We start from the raw sequence: 25,778 nt of genomic DNA, 5'->3' as shown, positions 1-25,778 counted from the left end.
TATTGCCATGTCAGCAAAACTTTCAACAATAACAACACAATACCGTCGATTCACAAAGAATCAGGTACTTACAGAAGGAAACCTTAATGAGGTAGTAGATTTTTTTGACGATCAGGATCGCCTGTCCCGCATTTACCTGAGTGGCGTTGGTATAGTTTGTGGACTTTATCCGGCTTATGATCCGGATAAAAAAACCATTTCAATAACGCAGGGAACCGGTGTTACTACTGATGGTGATCTTTTTAAATTATATCAGGCAGATGTATTGGGAAATAAAAAAATCGATTTTGACTCCAGAACCTATACGCATTGCAAAATTTATGACAATACAAAAGCAGCTTATAAACCTTTTTTTTATGATGGGTCAAACAAGCAATGGCCTCTTTTTGAACTCTTGACAGAAGAACAGCAAAAAAAAGAAAAAGACCCTTATTTTTCTTTAGCAGAATTTGCTGCCAATACAAAATTTGAGTTTAAAGAAGCCGTAATTCTTTTGTATCTGGAGTCCTATGAAAAAGAATCTGACCTATGCGTAAGTCTTTCTTGTGACAATCAGGGATTAGAAATTGTGGGCAATTATAAAGTTTTAATTGTCAGCAAAGACGTTGCCAAACAAATAATGAATCATGACAGTATGATTGGCAAAATCAATTATTCTAATTTATACTATACATTACCTGACCTAAAATCAAACAGAATTGTACTAAAAAAAGAAGATTTTGTCCATCTTGATGCTATAAAACAAACTTTTACCAAAGGAATTTTCAAAAACAATGTTGTTAAGAATTTGCAGGAGGGCTACAATAAGTTGCTGAAAGGCTTAAATATGCCAATCATTTCAGATGCTATTCAAAAAAAGATAAGCGAATTATTTAATTTTGAAGGAAACCCGGTACTTCCTCCCGATTTTCAATACCTATATGATCTGCTTAATGATCTTGTTGATACTTACAACGAAACCAGAGCATTGCTGCTTACTATAAACGATAGCTATTGTTCTCCAGATATTAATGCTTTTCCAAAACACTTAATGCTGGGCGAACTAATAAAAACAGAACCTTGTTTTGAATTCCGTCATGCTTTTTACAAATCGCCTTTGCTTACAGGAGAAAGCCTTAGCACTTGTAATGACTGCCTTGCAGATGATGCCGTTCCTGCTGAAGATTCAGAAAAAAAGAAAAAAGAGGAAAAAGCAGATGAAATAAATATATGCTACGGCGAAGACACAGCCAGACAAAGAATCTACAGTCTTATACTGCGAAGCGCACAATTATTAGAAAACTACAATCCTTTATACGATGTTATAAAAATTACACCCTCTTTGCAAATGGGTAAATTGGGCAAAAAAGCCATTCCGTTTTACAATAATGTAAACGATTCGCTTATTAACGCCTGGGATTTTGATAAAACCATTTTAGGATTACAAAAAAACAATGTTAGTTACCACGACGATTTATTGAACACTAAAAAACCGCTCGAAATTCATCTTGACAGTGATTTTTATAGAATTGAAGGACATCAGGGACGCAATTACAAAGAAGCCTTAAAAGATATTCAACAAATTAGATTAGAAAACGGACTGGGATTTAATATAATGATCCTGGCAGTAAATGCTGATGAACAGGATAAAACGATCCAGAAGTTTACCCAATATTACCTCAACAAAAATCATGGTTACGAGCATAAAGCAGGCGTAGTTCCCGGCGGTACATTTATAATGATATATCTGGAAGAAAAAATACCTTATTATAATAAAAGCCGCAGACTATCTTTAACCGGTGACTTTGAAAAATTTGCTGAAGGCATCCCTATTTTAAATCCGGTTGTTGCTGATTTTTCGCTGCCGTATTTATGCTGTGACGAAAATAATATAGGCCTTACTTTACCTGTAGACAAAATTTGCTTTGACAGCAAAACACCACCTCTGCCTTTTAAAGTATCTCCAGCTGGAGGTTATGTAAAAGCCAATGTTAGACCTGATCAAAACGGAGGAGTAACAGTAAATGAATATGGATTACTTGTTTTTGATCCAAATTTAGTAAGTAAAGAATTAATAGGTCAAACCATAACATTTACAGTTAATAATTTTGATACTGAATGTGCCATTACCATTTTTGAAAAACCAAAATTCGATTTTGTCGCTGTTCCTTTAAAACCTTCAGGAGTTAACGAAACCATAGTTACTTTTACCGTAACCGGAGAAAATATTGAAGGCAATAAATATATCTGGGATTTTGGGGATAAAACCACTCTTGTAGCAGATGATAAAACAGAAATAAAACACACCTACAAGTATAATAGTGAATCGCAGAAAAAATTCACATTTGATGTTACTCTTAATGCAGATAATGGCAATTGTGGTTTTCACATCAGTCATCAAGTAAGTTTTGAAATTGAAGACTCAAAAGTACTGGTAGATGGAAAATTGGTAAACAAAGTATCTTTTTGCAGAAACGATAAACCGGTGATCCTTACCCTTGAACCAAATATAAAAGGAGCCGTTATTTCTGGAGACGGAGTTACTGTAATAACAAAAGGAGGACAAGTGCAGTTTAATCCAGCTGTTGTAGGTGCGGCTGTCAAAAGCGTAACTATTTTAATAGACGGCAAACCATCTAATCTTGTAATTTCACTTTTAGATCTGGCTACAGCCAATTTTACATTTGTTATAGATCCAACGGGAATGTTAACCTTAACCAACAATTGCCAAAACGCCGATAGTTACACTTGGGAAATTGATAAAGAAATAATAAGTACAGACAAAAAAGATCCAATAAAAAGACTAACTTCTTCATTTAATGAACCTTCTATTTTAGTTTCATTAACTGCCGAAAGTAAATGCGGTCCAATAACCGATGGTCCAAGGTCAATTGAGATTAGAAAGGCGCCTCAAGAAAATAGATGTCTTGACAATGCAGACCTGTTTGTAAAAGATTCAATTGGCATTACTTCTAATTTAAAAGAAACTTCTGTTTTAAATAAATTCAATAAGGATACTATTAACTTCATTTCTGAAACGGAAAGCAGATTTGCAGAAGTTCAAAAAGACCTTGATAGTTACATCATCGGTAAGTCAAATGATAGATTATCTGATTTATTTACACAGGAATATTTCAATTCTATATCTACGGTTGTTGCTGCTGCCATTAGACTTCAAAATTTAAATCAGATTGCTGCTGTACAAACACTTATAAAGCTAAATACTTCATTGTATTACACTATTTTAAGATGTCAGGATCCGGAAACGCTTAAAGGATCTGAAAAACTGATTATCCCGGCAGGATTACTTTTTAATAATTTATTTAAAAGTTTCGCAGAAATAAAATTCAATGCAGATAAAGACGGATCATTGAAAGACTTTTTAGCAAGCATGCTAAAAGTATTCCCAAAAGTCGATTTTATACTGACTAATTTAAATATACAAATAGGAGACCTTACATCTGATGGTAAATTCAAATAAACATATAATCAATAAAGTTTTCCTTGAGATAAATACCAATTCTAAAGAAAAAGGGTATTATCTCAAGGACAATATTGATGCGTTTTTGCAAAAGGAAATATTCTCGTTTTTAGAAAATTATTTTAATGAATTAGATTCAAAAAATCCTTCGCACAGCATACAATTAGATAAACTTAATCTTGATATTTCCATCAATCAAAATTTGGATTTTGAAGATTTTAAAGGGCAAATCCTAAACAAAATCACAAAACAAGTTGAAGAAGTTTTTGAAAAAAAAGATGCAAATATAGAAGGCTATAAGGTCATCAAACCACAAGAAAAAGAAATAGAAAGCTTTTTTTATTTCCTGGAAACTGGCACAAATGCCTGGTGGACAACCTTAAATCCTGATTTCAAAATAGTAGAAGACACTACGCTTGATAAAATCTTAAGTGAAGAAACCTTTCTTTTTAAGTGGGCAAATGCAGTCCAAAAACCAATTGTAAGAACAAGGTTTATCAAACAATTTAGTGACAGCCAAATTGTAGCAATTATTAAAAAAGGAATATTGCTTAAAAAAAATAGCGCTGACAGCAGTACCAAAATAATCAGGATTGAGAAAATAAAAAAACACATTGAAACCAGTATTACAAAAAATCAATTGATTCCTAATCAACGATTTTTAATGTGGGAAATAGTTGTTTTAAGTCTTTTGGAAACAAAAAATGCAATTGTAAAACAAAAGCTTTCCAAATTGATTTACAGTGTATTTGAATTTCATAAAAAGAAGAACTTTTTAGAACACAAAGAACTTTTTCTAAAAGAAATTGAAAATCAGATTGAAAGCCAAAACGAACTGAAATTGCTGGCTAATCTTGATGCTATTGTTTTGATTATCGAAAAAAAATTAGACAACATTATTTTAAAAGAAAAAGAAACAGGAAAAGAAACTTTTCTCAAAAACCAAGCTTCAGTAAAAACGGAGAAAGAGTTACAAAAGGACACAGAGACAGAAATAGAAACTGGAACAAAAATAGAATCAGAAAAAATTCAGGAAAATAATGAAAAGTCAACGCCCGATTCGGATTTGATTTTATTAAAAAACAAAGAGGCGTCTGTTGACAGCGACGATAAAAATATCGAAGCCTTATCCAATAACTCAAAAGAAAAAGCTCCAGATAATCACGAAGAAATGATCGATAAAAAAGAGCTTTCTCTTGAAAAAGAAGAAAAAGAACAAGAGATATTAGCTGCAGATATTAGCGAATTATATCTTGACAATGCGGGTTTAGTATTGATTCATCCATTTTTGAAATCCCTTTTTGATAATTGCAAACTGCTCAATAAAGACAATACTATAAATAATCCCGAAGTTGCCACGCACCTTTTACATTATATAGCCACAGGAAAAGAACAGGATTATGAGAACGCTATGGCTTTTGAAAAATTCTTATGCAATATTCCAATAGCCCAGCCTATTGAAAGAAACATTGTACTCTCTGAAGAAATGAAAAAAGAAGGAGAAGCAATGCTGCAAGCGGTATTAAGTAATTGGGATATAATGAAAACATCATCGGCAGAATTGCTGCAAAACGAATTTTTGCAGCGCCCCGGAAAACTGAATATTAATGGAGACGACAGTCCTGTAATAATTATAGAACGAAAAACACAAGATATTTTATTAGACAAATTAAGCTGGAATTTGAGCATTATAAAATTGGCCTGGAAAAAACGAATCATATATGTTAACTGGTAAAAATTAAAAGTATGAATATTGAGAATGCCTCTTTTTTAGAATACGATAAAAAAAATATTTTTATTGAACAGCAAAAAGCGTTAGGATTTGTATTCGATAATCTTGATTTGTCAAAAATCGCCTTTTGCGGAGGAATCGCAGATTATTTGAACCTTCGTCAGTACTATCAAATGCGTGTAAATGATTTGGACATAATGTATGAAAACGAAGAAGATTTAAACCCAATTAAGCATAAAGTTGACATAAAGAGATACACCTCTAAATTTTACAGAACCAAAAACGGAGAAACATTGGTTTATAAATTCAAAATTTATGGCAAGGAAATAAATGTAGATAATTTCCCCAATGATTTTTCGAGATTAAGCCTTACACAATCACCTCTTTTGGGCAAAATGGTATGGCACTCCTCATTTAATGAAATGAAAAAATTTCATAACAATGAGATACATCTAAAAACCTCGAAAATAGCAGGAATAAATTACGAATGGAGACGATTATATAAACACAGCCGAAAAGCTTCTTTGTACAACAATGTAACTTTTCTGGAAGAGAAAAACTTAATTCATACTATTAAAAAAAATATTTTATGAAGGAAGAGCCTAGAATAATTTACAGCTTAGATGCATTTCCTGTTAGTAATAATCGATGGAATCAAGGGAATAAATTTAAAGAAACGATTTATTCGACTGCATTAAGTATACTATACAGCCATTTATGGTATCAGGATATCGAACTTTATGCTGATGACACAGCGTATAAGTTTCTTTATATGCTTCCCTGCAGAGTTACTAAAATTAACAGCAATAAAGACAAAGTTATTTGGATGAAATCGAAAATTGATGTGATGGAAAAACAAACCAAACCTTTTGTGCATCTTGACAATGATGTCTTTATAAAGAAAAAAATAAATTTTGATTTTGATAAGGTAATTGTTGAACAAAACGATTACGAATTATACGGCATGTACCAATACCGTGTAGATTTTTTTAATAAATATACCCAAAATTTAGACCATTGGAAACCAGATTTAGGATATGCATTTAACTGTGGTGTATTAGGTTTTAGAGATTTGGAACTTCGGGACCAGTTTTTAAAAGTTTTTTATGATTTAGAAGAAATTTTTATAAAAAATCATAATCCAAAAATAGCAAAAATAGAGCCCTGCATTGTTTTAGAACAATATAATCTTGCGTCATTATTAGCTCATCATAATATTAAACCAACGTTATTGCTGTGGAAAAAAACATTGTTCGAAAATTTTCAGCTGGCAGATAAAATGGGTTACTCACACATTGTAGGTCAAAAAAAATATAGAAGTGACATTGTTCAGGAAATAGAAAACAGGCTTTTTAAACTGTTTCCGTATTGGTACAAAGAAGTAAAGAATGCATTAGAGAAAGAAGGTATCTTTTAAAAACTATAAATAGCTGTATATGAAACAAACACACAAGATCATTTATAGCCTTGATGTACTTCCTATTATGAATAACAGATGGGATATGGGAGACAAACTAAAGGAAACGATCTACATGACAGCTCTAAGTATATTATACAGCCATATGTGGTATGATGAAATTGAACTTTATGTAGATGAAATAGGCTTTAAGTTCCTGTATATGCTTCCTTGTGCTGTTACCAAAGTGAACAATGACAACAAAATAGAACTTTGGATGAAATCTAAAATTAATGCCATGGAACTGCAGACAAAACCATTTGTTCACGTAGACACTGACATATTTATTAAGAAAAAAATAGATTTTAGTTTTGATGATGTAATAGTAGAACGCAAAGAAGATACTTATGAAATTCATTATAAGAAGCAGGTAGAATTTTTTAATAAATACACCAATAACTTACCTTATTGGCATCCCAATTTAGGCTATTCCTATAATTGCGGAATTTTTGGTTTTAACGATCTCAAACTCCGTGATGAATTTATAAAAAGCTATTATGATTTAGAGAAAATATATCTTGAAAATCAAAACAACTTTTCTGCATTGAAAGAAGAAGGTTATGAAACCTGCATTTTAATAGAACAATATACGCTTGCATCGTTACTGAACTATAAAAACAATAATCCTGCAATACTATTAAAAGGAGAAAACATAACAGAGCAAGGAAAATACGCCGATACTATTGGGTATTCTCATTTTTTTGGAATGAAAAAATATGAAAAATATGTTGTTGATGAAATTGAACTTCGGCTCTCTAAAATATTTCCGTATTGGTATATGCAAATCAAAAGCGCATTAGAGAAAGAAGATGTTATCGCGAATAATCCGCAGTTTGTTTAGTCAAACAAATTATTAACCAAAAATGGTAAAATAATATATCATGAGAGAATTTGAACACAAAAAAATAGCTAACCCCTCTTCTTCTCCTTTTTTTGGACCAAAAATTCAAAAAAAACTAACCACAGGCACTGTAGGAGACAAATACGAAACCGAAGCAGATAATGTTGCTGATAAAGTCGTGAACAAACGTAAAACGGGAGGACTCTTGCAATCAAGAAGTGAAGAAGCTATTCAGCAAAAACCTATTTCAGAAACCATTTCAACAGTTCAAAAACAAGATCTGGCACAAGAAAAGCCTTTGCAAAAAAAGGGCAAGGAAAAAGAAGAAGACAAAAAAGTTCAAAAGAAATCCGATAAGGAAGAAGATAAAAAAGTACAGAAAAAAGGAGAAAAAGAAGAAGACAAAAAAGTCCAAAAGAAATCCGATAAGGAAGAAGATAAAAAAGTACAGAAAAAGGGAGAAAAAGAGGAAGACAAGAAAGTACAAAAAAAATGTGCCGAATGCGAGGGCGAAGACAAAAACGTTCAGAAAAAAGATAAAAAAGAAGAAGAAAAACCAGTTCAAAAGAAAGAGCAAAATTCAGAAACTGAAATTCAGAACAATGACTTAGAAAAAAAGCTCGACAGCTCAAAAGGAAGCGGAACCGGATTAGACAAAAAAACCAAAAAAGAAATGGAATCTGGCTTTGGCTCTGATTTCAGTAATGTAAAAATTCATACCGACGCCAGTGCTGTTCAAATGAGTCAGGAATTAGGCGCGCAGGCTTTTACCAATGGTAATCATGTTTACTTTAATGAAGGGAAATACAATCCAAGTTCTCAGGAAGGAAAACATTTATTAGCGCATGAACTAACCCACACGGTGCAGCAAACCGGAGCCAAACAAAAATCAGGAACAATACAAAAATCATCTATTGAAAACCATCCTGAAGATTTACAAGCTGAGAGACCCCAAAATCCACAGTTTAAAGGCAACCCTCCGCTTGAAAAAGCCAATGATAATCAAATGCTGATCTCTACTGGTCAAAAAGGGAATTATGTTGCGGAATTGCAGAAGGGGTTGTTGGAAGCAGGTCAAAGTTTACCAAAATTTGGAGCAGACGGAGATTTTGGAAGCGAAACACGAAATGCGGTAATAGGCTTTCAAACAGATAACAATTTGAATAAAATTGACGGTCTTGTTGGCCCGGAAACTATAGGAGCGTTAGACAATGTACTGGTCGCTGAAAAAGGAGGCAAAAAAGAACCTCCGCCATGCAGCAGGAAAGATTTCGTTGCTATTCTGGGAGGTACATTCACTAATCAAATATCAGGTACTTTTTTTGCAGAAGAAGGATGCGAGAATCGTTTAAAAATCGTCGCACAAGATTTACATGATAATTCAGAAACAGGCGGCTGCAATGCGTTTGAAGTTAATGTAGATGGAAAATTGCGAGATACAATTAATCCTACAACAAAAAAGAAAACAACTTTCGTTTCATTGCCCGGTTTAAAAAAAGGAAAACATACAATCTCTTTGACAATTCCTCCATTTTGTAACGCACTAATAAAAGCATCTGTATCAATTAAATAAAATTTATTCATGCCAGTTTTAACCAAAAAAACAAATACGAATCCTTCGCACTCTGCGTCACATCATGACAAAGGGAAGGAATCTTTTTTTGGGGTACAGGCAAAATTGAATATAGGAAAATCTAACGATAAATTTGAAGCAGAAGCCGATAGAGTCGCAGACAAAGTAGTTGCCAATAAACAAACAGCAAAAACAGACACTTTCTTTTCGCCATCGCCGGTAATGCAAAAGAAATTGGCGGTTGATGTTCAAAAGCAAGAAGAACAAAACAAAGAAATTCAGCAAAAAACGGCAGCCGAAACCATAACACCAGTTGGGCAGTTAAATGGTGAATCAATCCAAAATAAACTTGATTCCAGAATGCCAGAAAAGCGAGAAATTAATCCGGCTTTTTCTTCAAAAACTTTAATTCAACATAAACTCGAAGATAAAATCCAGAAAAAAGAGGAGACAATTCAGAATAAGACAGAAGTCAAAAAAACAGAAACTACCTCAAAAACAAATACACTTTCACTCAAACCTTTAATCCAAAATAAAAATAAAGGAGAAGAAGAAAATGTACAGCAGAAAAAAGAAGAAGAGAAACAGGCTAAAGACGACGAAAAACAAATACAAAAAAGTGCTGCTGCCGATGCGAATCCTGGCGACAACTCAAATTTAGAATCGAATTTAAACAGCAGTAAAGGCGGAGGTTCTCCACTATCCGGAAAAGTAAAAACCGAAATGGAATCCGGCATTGGAGCTGATTTCAGCAATGTCCGTATACACAATGACTCTAACGCTGTTCAAATGAATAAGCAATTGGGAGCTCAGGCTTTTGCAACCGGAAACAATATTTATTTTAACGAAGGAAAATACAATCCAAATTCGAAAGAGGGCAAGCATTTACTCGCTCATGAATTAACACATACTGTACAACAGGGAGCTGCCATTAGAAAAAAACCGGAACCTATATCCCCTGCTCCCGAAATGGTTCAGGGTTCGTTCCTGGATTTAGTTCCAGACTGGATCATCAATGAGGCACGACACGTTCCGGGTTATACTCTTTTCACCGTTATTATTGGTTATGATCCGCTGCGACAAGTTGATGTAGAACGAACTCCAATTAATCTGGTTGAAGGCTTAATGGGTCTTGTTCCTTTTGGAACTGCTATATTCGACAAGCTTCAGGAATATGGAATTTTGCAGCAGGTTTTTGACTGGGTAGAAGGAAAATTAAGCGAACTGGGATTAACGATCGACAGTATTTTAGATTTAGTTGAAGAGGTTTGGGACGAAATATCATTCCCTTATACCGGTATAATTGACTTAGTTACTGAAAAATTTAATGAAGTAGTTAACAGAATAACTTCTTTTGTAAGTTCAACAGTAGATCAGGTTATTACCTGGATAAAAGAAGCCTTGATTGGTGTGGCAGAACCTATACTGGCAGAAAACAAAGCCTGGTCATTAATCAAAAAAATAATCAAATACGACCCGTTACGCGATGAAGCAGTCAATGCCACAACGGTTGAAATATTAGAAGATTTCTTAATACTTATAGACAAGCAAACAGAGCTTGAGCAAATGCGTGAAAAAGGCACGCTGCAAAAAACTGCCGACTGGCTTGACACTCAGGTTGGAACTTTCAATTCATTGTTAGGTGAACTTCGCGGACTCATAACTGCAGCCTGGGATGCTATTCAGCCTGCAAATTTGGTCAATATTGCTGATAATCTTTCAGCACTTGCAGCCCAAGCTGGAGGATTCCTGCAAAGGGTTTGGGATTTTGCCTCAGGCGTGGCATTAAAAGTATTAGAACTTGTTAAGGAGTCATTATTAGGATGGCTGTCTTCTCAAGCTGCAACTGTAAGAGGTTATTCACTTATTAAAGTAATTATTGGAAGAGATCCTTTTACACAAGAAGCTGTACCTCGCACAGTTCCAAATCTAATACGAGGTTTTATGAGCCTCATGGACGGTGGAGAAGAACAATATGCACAAATGGTTGAATCTGGTGCAATAGCCAAAATTGTAGGCGAAATTGAAGCTGCAGTAGCGACGCTCAACATGACACCGCAATCTATAATTCAATTGTTTACCGACATTTGGGATTCTATGAGCATCAATGACCTCATCCATCCTATAGATGCTTTCTTGAGAATCATTGATAAATTTGGAGAACCTATAGGCCGATTAATTGCGTTTGTCGCAGAAATTGTCCGAATCGTTATTATAGCCATTCTCGAAATCATGAATTTCCCATTTGACCTCATCGGAAATATCATTACAAGAGCATTAGAAGCTATTGATGACATTAAAAAAGATCCAATTGGTTTCTTAAAAAATATACTGCGAGCCCTAAAACAAGGATTCATACAATTCTTTGACAATATTGTAACCCATTTAATAAATGGTGTAACCGGCTGGTTAATGAGTGAGTTAAAAGATGCCAATATTCCGGTACTTAGTGATTTCTCTTTGCAAGGTGTTATTACCTGGGTAATGGAAGTGTTGAATATCTCGATGGAGAAAATCTGGGAAAAACTCGCCGCACATCCTCGTATTGGGCCTGCAAGAGTTGCCAGAATCCGCAGCATGATTAATACACTCGAAGGTATTTGGACATTCATTAAAGATGTTCAGGAACGAGGTATGGCTGCTATTTGGGATAAAATACAAGAACAGCTTAGTAACTTGTGGAATACCGTTCTCGATGCCGTGAAAAACTTTGTCATGGAACGCATTGTGAACAGAATTACAGCCAGACTTTTAAGCATGTTAGACCCAACCGGAATTATGGCGGTGATAAACGGTGCAATGGCGTTCTTTAATGCGATACAAAGTTTTATAAAATACTTGCGTGAAATGCTCGAAGTTGTCAATTCATTTGTCAACGGTGTAGCTGATTTAGCCCGAGGCAATGTCACCACAGCCGCAGATTACCTCGAAAGAACTATGGGACAAGCTATGCCGGTTGTGATAGGTTTCTTAGCGAATCAGGTTGGATTAACCGGAATTGGGGCAAGAATTGGCGAAATGATTATTTCTGTACAACAAATGGTTGATGAAGCGCTTACATGGTTGGTGAATAAAGCTGTTGATACGGGAATGGCCTTATTAGACAGAGTGATGGGAAGAAGTGAGCCAGAAGCTGCAGCAGCAACACCATCGGGACCAGTTGCAGGAGCTTTAGCAGAAATTGATACAGAATCGGAAAAAGAAAAAGACGAAGGACAAATAACTCTTGAAGAAGCTCAGGCTATCAAAAATAAAGTGAATACTGACCAGGCGTCTGTTATAAATATTTCTTCTGTAACTGATGGCGGGGAAACTTGGGATTATAATTATGTTCAAAGAGCAGTTAAAAAAACTTCTAAAAGAGGTGCTGCTGCAGGCATACGATTACGAGCTGAACAAGCCGGATTAACAGGCGTTACTTTAAACTATATCGAAACTGCTCATAGAGCATTTGGAAATGTTCTCTTTTCAAGAGCTCAATTGGAAGGCGCCATAAATATTGGTTCGAGTACAACACGAGCGCATCTAAGTTCATGGAAAGAAAAAGGATTGGTAATTTCTTTTTCAACATCAACGAGTGATACTGAAGGGCAATATACTTTTGATCTTTCTCATACCGAAGACAGGGTAGCTTCGAGAAGAAGCGGTGAAACCGATTTTGATGCCTTAATTGCAAAATATCGTATCATGTATACTAACGTTCTTAAATCCAGAAGAAATTTACAATGGGATCCAACTTGGGCAGACACCGAAAAACAAAGCAAAATTGACACCTACAGAGAAAACTTCAGAGATTTAATTGTTGATAAATATGCAGACAGTCTTGAAGACTTAGATAATGATGTAATAAAATCAACCGATATTCCTGCTGAATTGAATGCTGTAAGAGGGGTAATTTTCGAATTATGGCTTGTGCGCAATCGTGTCATGACAAGAACTCCAAGACCAATGTTTTTCAAGAACTACTACAAGTCAAAAAAACTCACACAAGACAGAGATGCTGACGGATACGACGGTTCTAATCTGGTAGAGGCAAAAGCAATTAGCGTAGACCGTGGTCCAAGTGGTGAAGAGCAGACGCAAATGGAAGATTACAAAAAAATAATAACTGCACCAAAAATACCTTGGGTAAAGGAACCAGACGATAAAAGAACTTTTGATAAAGTACAGTATAATTTTACACGAGAGTCTGTCAAAGATTTATGGGTACCTCACTTGAGAAGGGTTATTGGTGGATCAAAATGGGAAACAAATGTTCAATCATAAAAATCAGTCAAATGGAAATTATCCTGCGTTTAGAAGATTTTAAACTAAAAAAACCGAAAAAAAACTGGATTGAAAAAAGTAGTTTCATTTCAACAATTATCAAGCACATTGAAACATCTGTTTGGGGTAAAAAATTAAACTTTTTTTATCGATTCAAGGATGATGAGGTAAGACCTTTTAAGTCCTTTGATGAAATTATCAGCTCTGTCCTTGAGAACAAATACGACACTTATGTTCTACAAAATTCAACAGCTGGGACTCCTTCATGTGGTTTATATCTTAATGTAAATGATTCTGGTTTCAGTTTAATTATTTTCGAAAATATAAGTCAGGACAAACTCGATAAATCTGTTATAGAGCACATGATAAATTTGACCCTTGATCTATACTCTGAATTTCATACAGATTTCTTAATAGGATATAGATTAGGAATCGAATTATATGAGTTAAAAGGATTCACTCCAAATGATACTATCATAAATGATTATTGGGAGACCTATAAAATAGTCGATTTTTTAAGTCTTGATTATCATATAAATTCCGAAGTAGGAAAGCCGGATGATTTTAAAAAATTCTCAGAGGGAAAATTTGAACCAAATGTAAAAAAAACAAAAAAAGATGATTTACTGATCATTAACTGGAATAAAAATATTGATGATAAAGTTAATCAATCAATGATCTACCGTGATGAATGGATTCATAAAAACTTAAAATCTTGACATCATTGGTTGTAGTTCTGGTTTAATTTATTTGCTATGCAAAATGAAAACAAAACCCTGTCATGAACAGAATCAGAAATTTTAAACAATCAAATAGATTTTTTTCAATCGAATTATTAATATAAAATGGAAAATGTATTCACTTATCTAAAAAACCAATTCGTATTTCAGCTTGATAACCTTTTTCAGACCGAAAACCCAATGGAAAAACCTGTTTTGAATCAAGTTAATTCGAATGGGTTTATAAACGAATTCATCATTGAAAATAACCTGACAGAAATCGATACTCTTTTGTTGGGACTGGCTCTTGCGCCACACTTGAAACCCGATTTTTTAAGTTCGATTATTGCCGAATATTTACCGAATGGCGGTGAATTACCCGAATTTGGAGGAATAAAAACCAAAAACCATCGCGGAATTTTACCAACTGGCGAAACGGCTCAGTTTTTAATTGCGGGAAATGATCTCGATAAACGAATTTCATTTTATGACTATCTGCTCAATCAGTCTTTTCTTTATCAAAAAAGAATCATCAAAATAGAAGCTGTTCCAAATGGTGAACCTAAACTGAGCGGTTTATTGATTTTAGAAGATGAATACATCGAGAAATTCATTACCGGAAAAATTCTAAAACCGCAGCTTAGCAGTATTTTCCCTGCGCAATTAATCGAAACCCAATTAGACTGGGACGATTTGGTACTCAATTCTTCTACTTTAAATCAGATAAAAGAAATAGAAACATGGCTTAAATTCAATGATATTTTACTTCATGAATGGAATATGAAATCTAAAATAAAACCCGGTTTTAGAGTCATGTTTTACGGTGCGCCGGGAACTGGAAAAACGCTTACCGCTTCACTTTTAGGAAAATATACCCAAAGAGATGTTTATAGAATTGATTTGTCGATGGTGATTTCAAAATACATTGGTGAAACCGAAAAAAATCTTTCTTCCCTATTTGACAAAGCGACGGATAAAGACTGGATACTGTTTTTTGATGAAGCCGATGCCGTTTTCGGGAAAAGAACAAATGTGAGAGACGCACACGATAAATATGCCAATCAGGAAGTTTCGTATTTGCTGCAACGTATCGAAAATCATCCGGGATTGGTTATTCTGGCTTCTAATTTTAAAGCAAATATTGATACCGCTTTTACTAGAAGATTTCAATCTATAATTGAGTTTGAAGTACCATCTTACGGCGAACGTTTAAAATTGTGGCAAAATAATCTGCCAAAAGGAATTAAGATTGCGGAAGATGTAAATCTTAGCGAGCTTTCAAAAAAATATGATATTACAGGCGCCAATATTGTAAATATAATTCAGTATGCCTGTTTGAGAACTTTAGAAGATCAAAACAAAAGTATCAACCTGAATCATTTGCTTCAGGGAATTAAAAAGGAATATGCTAAAGAAGGGAAAATGATGTAACTTAGTTAGTTGATAATAGTATATTCTTTTGTGATAACCACTTTACCGTTTACTATTTTTTCATATTTATCTTTATAATATCCAACTGAATCGTTTTGACTAAGATCTAATCTGGTTATAATTTCAGAATATTTTATTGTACCGTTTTTATTAAAATAATGCTTTTTTCTAATTTCATTATCTATAGTAAATGAACTTGTCGAAAGTTTTCTATTAACCTTATCTACTTCGTCTATTGTATTGTCTGACAGCTCTTCTGAAAATTCAAATGATTTTGTTTTTTTATTAAACAAATATATGTTTACCAAATCTGTCATGGCAGTACTTCCACTGCTTGTGATCAAAAAATCTTTAAAACCATCAAAATTTAAATCCTCAAAATGTTCGTTAAAATAATCCTCTGCATTAACATCATTTCCTGATTTAAAATAATCAGAATAGCTTAATAAAATCCTTTGTGTTTTATAGTCTCTTAATTCTATTGTAATTGCTCCTGAAACAGAATCAATTTGTTTCCAGTTACATTTTATATTATTAAGGTTAAAAGGCGTACTTACTTTTACAGAAGTATCTATCTTAGTTTGGTAAAGTTCTTTTACCGAAACCTCATCTTTGCGATCTTTTTTTAAAGAAACATTTTCCGCCGTATTTCTACAGCTCATTAAAAGTAAAATAATAAATATCGAAATAAGGTTTTTCATTTTTAGATGTTTTTAGAACTGAATCTAATAGTGATGTTAAATTCTAACAGCTTGTAGGTGCATAAAAGACAATGAATTTTTCAACTATCGCGTTTGTTTTACTATTCTTTGCTCTAATTTTATAAATGTATCTTGTTGTAAAAAAACTGGTTTTTATTTTATCAAGAGATTTAATATTTTTGATTTCATCTAACCATTCAGAACCGCAGTGTTTCCCTACAGCAGTTTTGAGTTCATCAATAGTAAAATCTATTGGGCGGTCTATTCTATCATCAATCATTGGGAGCTGCAAATCATTTTTATTGACTTTAAATTTAGTCCATTCAGAAGTGTAGCTTTTCCAATCTTCTATAAGGCAAAACGGCACATCAAGTTCTCGTTCTGTATCAATTCCCACGTTTATTTCAAATTGTCCATACAATTCTATTTCATCAAACTCAGCTTGATCAATTTTAAATGATCTTTCAAGAGAGTAACCCGGATCAAGATAAAAAATGGCTGTATCTTTTCTGGTTTCATAAATATTATCGGTTTCTTCATATTCATCTTTCCAGCTTGTATCATCGTCACTCATTGAAATCGTTAAATCAGAAAATTTAATAGTAAGATCTGCTATTGCGTCATTTACTTTTTCTCCAGCCGATACTAAATCTTCTTTCTTTTTACTTACAATCTCTTTTTTATTCGGTTTTTCACTTAGCTCCTTTTTATTTTCTTGACAAGAGAATAACAGCATACTGATTATTAAAATTTGGAGCGTAATTTTCATAAGGGGAATGGTTATTTATTGGGATGATTATTTTTAATAGAGTTTGTGCTAATTCTCATGTTATCTATCAAAGCCAATTGCTCCTCTTTTTGGTGCGTATAATAATTTTAAATCTGAATAGTATTTATCAAATTCATCTTTAGAAATTGCTTCAACGTTTCGCAGCCATCTCAAATCATTTACCTGAGTTTCGTAACTTAAATTAGGGTCGAGACTTAGATATCTTTCTCGCAAATAATTATCTCTCTCAAGAAACAATGTTGATATGAATTCATCAACAAAATTTTGATTGGGATGTTTTTTAATTAGAATGAGATATCCACTATTATGAGTTCTAATTCTCCATGAATTTTCATTCATAAAAAAATATACGGTAAATAAAACAATTGCTATAAATGTAAAAACTATCCATGCGTCTGGGTCAGAATCTTTATCATTGCGGAAATAAAAAGAGATTCCAGCCATTCCAAAAATAAGCAGTGAAAGTACTAATATGATATTATTGGATGTTTTGTAAGTCGTTTTTTCTTTTGACAAATTTTCAAAGGCAACCATTCCTTCACTTTCACCTCCTATATAAGATGTTTTATAATTCAGTTTATTGTCAAGAATATTATATTCTCTTTTCGTAAATAATCTTCGCTGTTTTATTGTGTGCATTTATTTTCTTTAAAAATGTTGTCAACTTTATTTTCAAATATATTCATTTTCTACAAACATTCAATTCGAAGAAAACACTTTATACAACTTTCAACTGACCAATAATCTCAACAATATGTTCTTCATCGGTTCAGCAGCAACCCCGATAATACACAACCAATAATTTACTATTTTTATTCTTTAGGTCCTTACTTCAAATCAAGTATTTCTACCTAAAACCAGTTCATTCTATCTTTATAAATTAGCCTTATAAAATGAACGTCATTTTTAATTCTTTTATAAAGACACTATGAGCAATTTTCTTACTGCCCTTTTACCAATACAAAAAGAGTATCCTTTGCATGTTTTACCTAATAGAAATTTTCTTCCATTTAATGGAAAACCCATGTATGAGTATATGATTGAAAAATTACTGAAATTCACTCAATTTGAAAGTATTGTAATCAACACCGATTCTGAGGAAGTTAAAGAATATTGCAAATGGAACGGCAGATTAAGAATAATTGACCGGCCGGAATCATTAATTGGTGAAGACATAAAATCAGATTTGATAACGACTCATACTCTTGAAAAAATTTCGGGTGAACATTTTATCGAATTTCAAAGTTTTAATCCTTTATTGACAAACTTTACCATAGATAGTTTCATCAAACAATATACGGACTATGTCATGCCCGGAGAATATTTTGATTCGGTTTTCAGCATACAGCGTTATGAGTTGAGAAATTATGATCTCGAAAAAAGAGAAATGAATGATGAATTTCAATTTTCAATAATCGAAAATGGGATTCTTTATGGTTTTACTCGTACTTCTTTCCGCAAACATGGAAAAAAGATTGGAAAAATGGCTACAGTATCCGAAGTAAAAGAAATTGAAAATACGCTTTTGGATTCGGATACTAATTATGAATTAGTGAAATTGGTTTTTGCGAACCAAGATAAATTTCCTGCTATTTTTCATAGTGGAGTTTAATTTTTTAATTCATTAGCAATTTCAACAATATGTTCTTCATCAGTTCCGCAGCAGCCACCAAAAACATTTAAATGCGGGAAAGAATCTTTTAATGTTTTATATTCTTTTCCTAATTCTTTGGGTACTCCCCTGTCTAGTTCTGTGGCTTCGTCTAATTCGGCGTGGCTTTTACAGGATGCGTTTGCACGAATAGCTTTGATGCGTTTTACCCAGTTTCCATTTTTACTTTCGCTTAATTCGTTTAAAAAATGTGTTGGATGCGCGCAATTAATCATATAATATATTGGCGGAATATTGACACTTTCGTCTACTTTTTCAATAGCATCTTTTAGACTCATTCCCGTTGGAAGTTTGCCATTTGTTTCGACTGTAAAAGAAATAACCACAGGCAAATTAAAAGATGCTGCAGCTTTAACAATTCCAATAGTTTCTTCGATATAATTCATGGTAAGTGCCGAAACAAAATCTATTGAGGTTTTACTAAAAGCTTCTATTTGTGCTGTATGATATTGCTGTGCTTCTTCAATACTCATACAATTCTCCGGTAAATAACCGTCGCCGCGAGGGCCAATGCAGCCGCTTATTAAAATAGAATTTATATCGTTTTTAAATTCTGTTCTTAAATTTTCTAAAAGAGTAACGGCTTTTTCATTCAGCGTGGCTAATTCGTTTTTATGATGACCAATCTTTTCGATCCAATCTGGATTTGTGCGCCAGGTTGGGGTTTCCAGAATAAAATTGGTTTGATACTTTTTTGCGATTTTTAAATATCGGATGTAATAATTTTTAAGGGCATTATATCCTTCCTGATTTTTTAATAAATCAAAAGCGGCGAAATACGGAAGATCAAATCCTTCCAGAAAAACTAATGTAGTTTCGAGTCCGCCGTCTGTTAAAAATATTTCATCCGTTTCATTTGGCAAGGTTTTATTATTATTTTTCATATCTTTAAAATAATTATAAATATGTAACAATCAAATAAATACACATATAAATATACAAAATTTGATACTCTCTAAAAAAATTATTCGAGGCTAAAAAAGCCTTTCACTACATTTTCTTTAATGGTAAAAACCATTTCATTATTCTTTTATATTTTGAACTTTTTTAAGGAACATTTCATCGATTTCATCCAAAAATTCAAATGTATTCAAAGGAAAAAGCTGATGCACAACTTCTAAAATTAAAGACAAATTAATACTTGTTCTTATATCAGTTTCCGAAGTTTTATGCACGTCGTGATCCACGCCCAAAATACATAGTTTTAGCATCTCATTAATAACACATCCAAGCTCGTAGTAACTCGAAAACTTAACCTCAGCAACATAATGTTCATTTTCTTTATTCGCCGACTTTAGGGTTTTAAAATAGTAACGCATTAATTTTTTAAATTTCTCTTCATTTTCCATTTCATTTTTTTCCATAATATTTTATTCTTTAAATATGACCGTGCAAATATATACAAAAAAACAGACTTATTTGACTGGATTTATATGTTCCTGTTTTTTTATCTACTTACTTATAATTTTCAACTCTTAATAATTTTAGGAAATGAGAAAAACTGAAGTCCCTGAATCTGTCAAAATTGTCGGAAATAATATAAAAGAGATTATTAAAGAAAAAAAACTTAAAGTAAGACACGTTGCGCACGATTCTGATTTAGATATCGAAGCATTAAGAAGATATATGTTAGGAAAGCAAATTATGGGTATTGACAAGCTTATTCGTATTAGCAAAGCTCTAAATGTTGAAATAGCAGATTTATTCCAAAAAATATAATTTAAAGATCATTGCTATGATATTTAAATTAATTTATATCTCCCTTTTTTATAAGTGAAAAAGAAAATTAATCCAAGAAAATTAATCTTCGATAAAGAGGGTTTACAGTTGCTGGCCAAGCGACTAAAAGAAATACGCGCTGAAAAGGGTATATCACAAGAAGAACTAGCCTATCGTGCTGAAATGACATTATCACAAATTGCCAGAATTGAGACCGTAAAAACAAATCCTACTGTAAGTACTATATTTAAAATTGTTAGAGCGTTAGAAGTACCGCTTAGTGATTTATTTAATTTTGAGCTGCCTCCATTTTCAAATGAATAAACTTACACTCTAAAAAAAAATTGAATATTTAGAAAAATTGCTAAAATTGAAATAGGATTTTATCGATTTACTAAAACAAAAAAGAGGCTTGAAGGCCTCTTTTTTAATTGGTGTTTTTGGTGATTCAACAAATGGTTGTGGTTAACTGTTTTTCTATTTTCGTCCTCTTCTTTTTCTTAATTGAAGAAACCTAAATAAATAAATTAAACTTCCAAATATTAGAAACAGTAAAGCAAAATAAAAATAACTTATACAATAGTAAGTATCATAATATGCATAAACGTAAAGATGCATATCAAAATAAAAATATATTATAAAAGAAATGCTGATTGTTAGAAAGATTAAATAGGACTTAGTTATTGTTGTATTCATTTATTTTCTGTTGTTAAAAAAAGCGTTATACATCGTAAAATTACCAAGATAAATATCCCCAAAACTTACATCTAAAATTTTATACTCCATTAACAATCGCGGAAACTTTTTATAAAAAAGTTTGTTTTCAACTATACTTTCAACAGCAAGAACTAGTTCATCGATTTTTCTTTTGTCTAATTTTTCTTTTTCTAATTCTTTAATCCTTTCTTTTGAATAAAAAGGTTCAGCTGGATGCCATTGTTTTCTAATCGTATAATATGGAATTAAAAAACTTAAATACAAAGAAATTGAATATAGTTCTCCTCCTTCAAATACATTCAGAAAGAAAGTATAACATCTATCTTGATTACTATCCAATATAGAAAAATCTTCAAAATCTTTTAAAATTACATCATCTTGAAATTCTTTTTTTATGTTATTTCGTACTGATTGTTTTCCATCAGAATCAAAATAGTCAATTAGAGATTGTAATCTTTTATACTCTAAAGTGTTTAAATATTTTTCTTTATCATCCCAAGGACATACGTTCTTGGGATAATATAGATATTACACAATTTGTTAAAACTTCTTCTATCATTTTTCAAATTTAATTTAACAATTGCAATTTCATTATCTTTATTCAATAACAAACACAGGTCCTACTTCAACATATTCGGTTTTGTCTTCTTTTTTGCTTACTAAAATAACAATGTAATTATCAAATAAATTTATTATTTTAAGCTCGCTTAGCAGTTTTTTATTATTGGCTCGATACAATTTCGATGATTCTGCAAATTTTTTAAAACAAATAACTTCTTGAGGTTTATTGCACTTTACAATCTTATATTCCTTAAAATAAATTGCCCCTTCTCTTACATCATAATTATCCTTAATGATATATTGTTTTGGTTCATTATTTTTAGATTCCAAAAGATATTTGCCATCTAATTTAAAAAAAAGAGTGTCTTTTGCTTTTTCTTGAGCAATTAAAGAGCTCACGAAAAAGAAAAAGGATATGATTATAATGTATGTTTTCATGACTAAAAAAGGTATTGTTTTTAATAATAATTCCCATCATATATCTCTTGAAATAATATCCATTTCCCATTTTCTTTTTTCATAACAACAATAGAATTAGGTTGAATAAATTGTTTTTTAGTAGTAGTTTCAGATTTTGCAAATATTACATACTCTGAATTTTTATAAAAAATTGGTTCTGAAAATGAAAACACAATAACTTCATTCTTTTTCTCTGTCATGTATTCATTAAAAAGGAATGGTTTTGGGAAAACATCTTCTTTTATAAATTTGATCTTAACATTTTTAAAATCATTTTGATTCCAAAATGTATTTTTTAACCAAATTTCATCAGTGTTTTTAAGTCTGTATTTTTGGTTCATCGCACTCCAATTTTCTTCAGTGTATAGTGGAGGTTTCAAACCAACGCTATTTTCATTGGTATTATTAGTTACTACAGCAATAGACCTTTCTTTTAGAAGATCTATTGCATAATTATTATTTAACTTATTTTCAATGACGATAATTGTATCATTATTTTTAAGTTTAGAATTTAGATATACATTAACAGGATCTTTTTCTTTTTCCTGAGCAATTAAAGAACACAGAGAAAAGAAAAAAAATATGATTACAATGTATGTTTTCTTTATGTAAAAGAATCTTCGACTTTCTTTAATAAAAAGCATTTTCTTCTGTTTTATTTATCACGATCCATTTCCCTTTTTCTTTTTTCATTACAATAACATATACGGTTCCTAAACCAAATGATTTTGTAGTTCCATTTGCAGTAGCAAAAGTTACTATATTCTTATTTTTATATATTATCGGTTCTGAGAATGAATAAACAGGAATTTCTTTTATTAGATATTTATCAATTACCGAAGAACCAACACAATTTTTAAGGTTTTCAAAAATAATTCTCTTTGAGTTAAAGTTTTTACTGTCCCATGTTTCTATGTTAAGCCAAAATTCAGTATTTGGATTTTCATATTTCTTTTTCATTACTAACCAATCATTTTCGTTATATAATGGCATAGGAACTCCTCCTTCTCTTTCTGTTTTTTTAATATTGTTATCTACTAATATGTTGCCCTGAAAAATTTGTATTATAGAATTAGTATTGATTTTTTCTTTGACTATTATAATCTCTTCATTTTTATCTTTTGTTGTAGAGTCTAAATAATAATCTATAGGAGATAGCTTATCTTTTTTTATCGCACAACTACTAATAATGAACAAAAATATCATTAGAGGAATATACTTTTTCATTTTAAATTTAATTTAGTTATTGACAAGGTTTTCCGATTGGAACTTGATTTTTGACAGATCTTCCTGTTCCTTCAGATTCATATCTAGCTTTTATTCTAATATAGTCTGAACTTCCCGTAGGATAAATTTCTGTAAAAACTGGTGCATCTAATAATCCTCCCCATGCTAAATCTGTATAAATTTGATTTGGCATTACTCCATTAGGAACAGGAATACCTGTTTGAAATTCTTGAAGGGCGGCTCCAATTGCGTTCACATAAGTATTCGCCATCTCCTGATGATGAGCATTTGAAGAGCTTCCTGGATATTTCTTATCACAAAATGCCTGAAATAAACTTTGAGTATCACCAAACACTGCTAAATTACCACTAGAACTATAATCATCTTGTAAACTCATAAAAAAAGCATGTGTTATTTCATGTAATATATTTGCAGCTCTAAATAAACGAGTTGCTGAAGTATAATCTTGACTTATTTTAATAGTATAATCATACCTAATTTTAGGATCAGTTCTAAGAGTTTGTGCTGGACTATTATTACTTGGGGTTTGAGATATAATGGTTACATTGTATATATTATTCGCCCCTAATTTATTCAATATATTTGCTATATCACAATTTGTTGCATTTTTTAATTGCTCTAAAACAGCTTTAGGGCATGGATCTAGTTTAGAACCGTCAATTTTCTTTTGCAAAGCATCCGCAATTTCCGCAGGTGTTGGCGCTGTAATACCGCTAGCACCAGTTCCATGATTGGTGTATCCGCCGGGACTAGTGTCGCCTGCATAACCGCCGCCGTTGTTATTGTATATTATAACATATCCTGGTGGGTTTTGATAGTTATTATTTATAACTACTTCTTTTAATTGTGTTCCTGTATCACCGCTGCCATCTGTATCACATTCTACACCTGCGGGGCAATTTGCCTGATTTGAAGGGGCTTTTCCCGTTATTGATTTGTTTTTAGAATATACTTTAATGCTGCCGTTTTGTGCAACTTTACCATTTTCAAACAGAGCGGCTTTTACAAAACCTTTTTTTAAATCCCAGGCTGCCATATAACCTGTAAAAATTCCGCTGTCGATCAATGAATTTTCAGGATCTGTATTTTTGCTGTCGGGATAAATTTCAAAGAGCAGTGCTTCGTAATTATTTTCGCCTAGCTTATAAATATACAGTTTTTGTTCCCAGGTTTCTGTGGGGTCTTTTTTGATTTCGTTAATGGGAATTATAATTGTTTTTGTCCCATCTTCTGACTTTGTAATTGCGGCATTATTCCAGTCGTAGTCTAAATTTTGAAATAATTCGAAATTAATGCTTTCTGCTTCATAGTTATTAAACCATGTTTTGGCAGACAAAAGGGTTTTATCATTTGCCTGTTCCAAATGATCATCTGTCTGACACTTTGTAGAAGTGATTAAAATCATAAAAATGACAATTAATCTTGCTGCATTCTTAAATTTTGTTCTCATAGTTTTATGGTTATAAGTTAATTAAACCAATTTACCATGTTAAAAATCAGCATACCGCCACTAAAAGTTCAGATAATATCAATATAAGACAATTCTCTAACCTTTAAATGTTTAGATTTCTGTAATACTGATTTATTCCAAAAAATATAATTTTAAAAGATTACAATAAAACAAGAAAACCATTCAAATTGAATGGTTTTCTTGTTTATAAACTGTCCTCTATCTGGAAAGTGTATTTTAATTACATAATCGTGTAGAACAAACAAGTCATGTTTATACATTAAACACAAACCAATCAACACTTTACAAAAAACAAAAATAAATTGTGAATATCTATTTGCCGAAATCCTGATTTATTTTCCTGTAAAATCTATCTTTGGCATCCTTAAAAATTAGAAAAAATGAGCGCAATTTGGTACGAATGCAAAGTAAAGTATAGAAAAACCGATGAAACTGGAGGCCAAAAAGTTTTAACAGAACCTTATTTGGTAGACGCAGTATCTTATACAGAGGCTGAAAAAAGAATTAATGAAGAAATGGCAGCATATATTAGTGAAGAATTTAAAATCACCAATATTAAAGTAGCAAATTATGCCGAGATTCATCCGTTTGAAAATGCTGATCGTTGGTTTAAATCGAAAGTTTCTTTGATTGCTTATGATGAAGAAAGCGGAAAAGAAAGAAAATCAAATATGTATATGCTGGTTCAGGCAAATGATGTGCGAGAAGCTTTTGACAATACGATTCATGTTATGAAAAATACAATGGGAGAATATTCTATTCCTGCCATTTCAGAATCGCCAATTATGGATGTTTTCCCTTATTTTAGCGGTGAGGAAGAAGAAACCGAAATGCTGGAAAGATTCAACGCTCTTAAAGCTTCAAAACCTGCAAAAGCAGATGAAGAAATAATAGACCACATGGAATTTGAAACCGTAGAGGAATAATTTTTTTTAAATCCCAAAAAATTAAAATTCCAAATT

23 protein-coding genes are annotated in these 25,778 nt (G+C 32.2%); 13 read left to right on the top strand and 10 right to left on the bottom strand.

All coding sequences use genetic code 11. The features are described 5' to 3' along the window. Positions 1-7: 7 nt before the first annotated feature. The 9 genes from NLJ00_RS10015 (at position 8) to NLJ00_RS09975 (ending at position 15,478) form a co-directional block, all read left to right on the top strand. Positions 8-3,460: a hypothetical protein gene (locus NLJ00_RS10015; protein WP_256637087.1), complete on the top strand. Its 3,453-nt coding sequence runs from the start codon at positions 8-10 to the stop codon at positions 3,458-3,460. Further along, the gene (locus NLJ00_RS10010) at positions 3,444-5,195 is read left to right on the top strand and encodes a contractile injection system tape measure protein (RefSeq protein WP_256637086.1); all 1,752 of its coding nucleotides are present in this window, start codon (positions 3,444-3,446) and stop codon (positions 5,193-5,195) included. The genes NLJ00_RS10015 and NLJ00_RS10010 overlap by 17 nt, the downstream gene beginning before the upstream one ends. An 11-nt stretch (positions 5,196-5,206) precedes the next feature. Beyond that, positions 5,207-5,785: a hypothetical protein gene (locus NLJ00_RS10005; RefSeq protein ID WP_180860407.1), complete on the top strand. Its 579-nt coding sequence runs from the start codon at positions 5,207-5,209 to the stop codon at positions 5,783-5,785. Further along, the gene (locus NLJ00_RS10000) at positions 5,782-6,609 is read left to right on the top strand and encodes a DUF6734 family protein (protein ID WP_256637085.1); all 828 of its coding nucleotides are present in this window, start codon (positions 5,782-5,784) and stop codon (positions 6,607-6,609) included. Before NLJ00_RS10005 ends, NLJ00_RS10000 begins: the two co-directional genes overlap by 4 nt. 19 nt (positions 6,610-6,628) lie before the next feature. After that, positions 6,629-7,489 carry a DUF6734 family protein gene (locus NLJ00_RS09995; RefSeq protein WP_180860401.1) on the top strand — a complete coding sequence of 287 codons (861 nt, stop codon included), beginning with the start codon at positions 6,629-6,631 and terminating at the stop codon, positions 7,487-7,489. 40 nt (positions 7,490-7,529) lie between these two features. Beyond that, positions 7,530-9,062 (top strand): eCIS core domain-containing protein, encoded by a 1,533-nt coding sequence (locus tag NLJ00_RS09990; protein ID WP_235992110.1) that lies wholly within the window; start codon positions 7,530-7,532, stop codon positions 9,060-9,062. 9 nt (positions 9,063-9,071) lie between these two features. After that, complete coding sequence (locus NLJ00_RS09985; protein ID WP_256637084.1) at positions 9,072-13,328, top strand: eCIS core domain-containing protein; 4,257 nt, start codon at positions 9,072-9,074, stop codon at positions 13,326-13,328. Between the two features lie 11 nt (positions 13,329-13,339). Beyond that, on the top strand, positions 13,340-14,047 hold the full coding sequence (locus tag NLJ00_RS09980) for a hypothetical protein (protein WP_256637083.1): 708 nt from the start codon (positions 13,340-13,342) through the stop codon (positions 14,045-14,047). 126 nt (positions 14,048-14,173) lie between these two features. Next, positions 14,174-15,478 carry an ATP-binding protein gene (locus NLJ00_RS09975; protein WP_256637082.1) on the top strand — a complete coding sequence of 435 codons (1,305 nt, stop codon included), beginning with the start codon at positions 14,174-14,176 and terminating at the stop codon, positions 15,476-15,478. A gap of 5 nt (positions 15,479-15,483) precedes the next feature. On the opposite strand, the gene NLJ00_RS09970 is transcribed toward NLJ00_RS09975, so the two are convergent. From NLJ00_RS09970 to NLJ00_RS09960, 3 genes are read right to left on the bottom strand one after another with little or no spacing between them, the layout of a single operon-like run. Continuing rightward, positions 15,484-16,179: an XAC2610-related protein gene (locus NLJ00_RS09970; protein ID WP_256637081.1), complete on the bottom strand. Its 696-nt coding sequence runs from the start codon at positions 16,177-16,179 to the stop codon at positions 15,484-15,486. A 43-nt stretch (positions 16,180-16,222) separates the two neighbouring features. Then, positions 16,223-16,948 (bottom strand): hypothetical protein, encoded by a 726-nt coding sequence (locus tag NLJ00_RS09965; RefSeq protein ID WP_256637080.1) that lies wholly within the window; start codon positions 16,946-16,948, stop codon positions 16,223-16,225. A gap of 60 nt (positions 16,949-17,008) precedes the next feature. Continuing rightward, positions 17,009-17,608 carry a hypothetical protein gene (locus NLJ00_RS09960; RefSeq protein WP_256637079.1) on the bottom strand — a complete coding sequence of 200 codons (600 nt, stop codon included), beginning with the start codon at positions 17,606-17,608 and terminating at the stop codon, positions 17,009-17,011. 289 nt (positions 17,609-17,897) lie between these two features. Between NLJ00_RS09960 and NLJ00_RS09955 the strand changes: the two genes are divergently transcribed. Then, on the top strand, positions 17,898-18,581 hold the full coding sequence (locus NLJ00_RS09955) for a cytidylyltransferase domain-containing protein (RefSeq protein ID WP_256637078.1): 684 nt from the start codon (positions 17,898-17,900) through the stop codon (positions 18,579-18,581). Here NLJ00_RS09955 and NLJ00_RS09950 read toward each other — a convergent pair. Both NLJ00_RS09950 and NLJ00_RS09945 read right to left on the bottom strand, forming a co-directional pair. Further along, positions 18,578-19,525: a homocysteine S-methyltransferase family protein gene (locus NLJ00_RS09950; protein WP_256637077.1), complete on the bottom strand. Its 948-nt coding sequence runs from the start codon at positions 19,523-19,525 to the stop codon at positions 18,578-18,580. The genes NLJ00_RS09955 and NLJ00_RS09950 overlap by 4 nt on opposite strands. Before the next feature lie 138 nt (positions 19,526-19,663). Next, complete coding sequence (locus NLJ00_RS09945; protein WP_256637076.1) at positions 19,664-20,005, bottom strand: hypothetical protein; 342 nt, start codon at positions 20,003-20,005, stop codon at positions 19,664-19,666. A gap of 127 nt (positions 20,006-20,132) precedes the next feature. On the opposite strand from NLJ00_RS09945, the gene NLJ00_RS09940 reads away from it, so the two are divergent. Both NLJ00_RS09940 and NLJ00_RS09935 read left to right on the top strand, forming a co-directional pair. After that, complete coding sequence (locus tag NLJ00_RS09940) at positions 20,133-20,360, top strand: helix-turn-helix domain-containing protein (RefSeq protein WP_256637075.1); 228 nt, start codon at positions 20,133-20,135, stop codon at positions 20,358-20,360. A gap of 54 nt (positions 20,361-20,414) precedes the next feature. Further along, the gene (locus NLJ00_RS09935) at positions 20,415-20,684 is read left to right on the top strand and encodes a helix-turn-helix transcriptional regulator (RefSeq protein WP_256637074.1); all 270 of its coding nucleotides are present in this window, start codon (positions 20,415-20,417) and stop codon (positions 20,682-20,684) included. A gap of 372 nt (positions 20,685-21,056) precedes the next feature. Here the strand turns inward: NLJ00_RS09935 and NLJ00_RS09930 are convergent, their stop codons facing one another. From NLJ00_RS09930 to NLJ00_RS09910, 5 genes are all read right to left on the bottom strand, one after another. Continuing rightward, a complete protein-coding gene (locus tag NLJ00_RS09930; RefSeq protein ID WP_256637073.1) occupies positions 21,057-21,416 on the bottom strand; it encodes a hypothetical protein in 360 nt (119 codons plus the stop codon). A 258-nt stretch (positions 21,417-21,674) separates the two neighbouring features. Further along, positions 21,675-22,076, bottom strand: a complete 402-nt coding sequence (locus NLJ00_RS09925; protein ID WP_256637072.1) for a hypothetical protein — start codon at positions 22,074-22,076, stop codon at positions 21,675-21,677. Between the two features lie 20 nt (positions 22,077-22,096). Then, complete coding sequence (locus tag NLJ00_RS09920; RefSeq protein ID WP_256637071.1) at positions 22,097-22,741, bottom strand: hypothetical protein; 645 nt, start codon at positions 22,739-22,741, stop codon at positions 22,097-22,099. Continuing rightward, complete coding sequence (locus tag NLJ00_RS09915) at positions 22,728-23,324, bottom strand: hypothetical protein (protein ID WP_256637070.1); 597 nt, start codon at positions 23,322-23,324, stop codon at positions 22,728-22,730. Before NLJ00_RS09915 ends, NLJ00_RS09920 begins: the two co-directional genes overlap by 14 nt. Positions 23,325-23,340: 16 nt before the next feature. Continuing rightward, positions 23,341-24,795: a hypothetical protein gene (locus NLJ00_RS09910; protein WP_256637069.1), complete on the bottom strand. Its 1,455-nt coding sequence runs from the start codon at positions 24,793-24,795 to the stop codon at positions 23,341-23,343. 401 nt (positions 24,796-25,196) lie between these two features. On the opposite strand from NLJ00_RS09910, the gene NLJ00_RS09905 reads away from it, so the two are divergent. Further along, on the top strand, positions 25,197-25,742 hold the full coding sequence (locus NLJ00_RS09905; protein WP_053470608.1) for a DUF4494 domain-containing protein: 546 nt from the start codon (positions 25,197-25,199) through the stop codon (positions 25,740-25,742). Positions 25,743-25,778: the final 36 nt, after the last annotated feature.

The organism is Flavobacterium panici (genome assembly GCF_024499525.1).
GTDB classification, from domain to species: domain Bacteria; phylum Bacteroidota; class Bacteroidia; order Flavobacteriales; family Flavobacteriaceae; genus Flavobacterium; species Flavobacterium panici.
The sequence above is the reverse complement of the archived record's forward strand: the minus strand, read 5'-3'. Positions and strand labels throughout refer to the sequence as shown.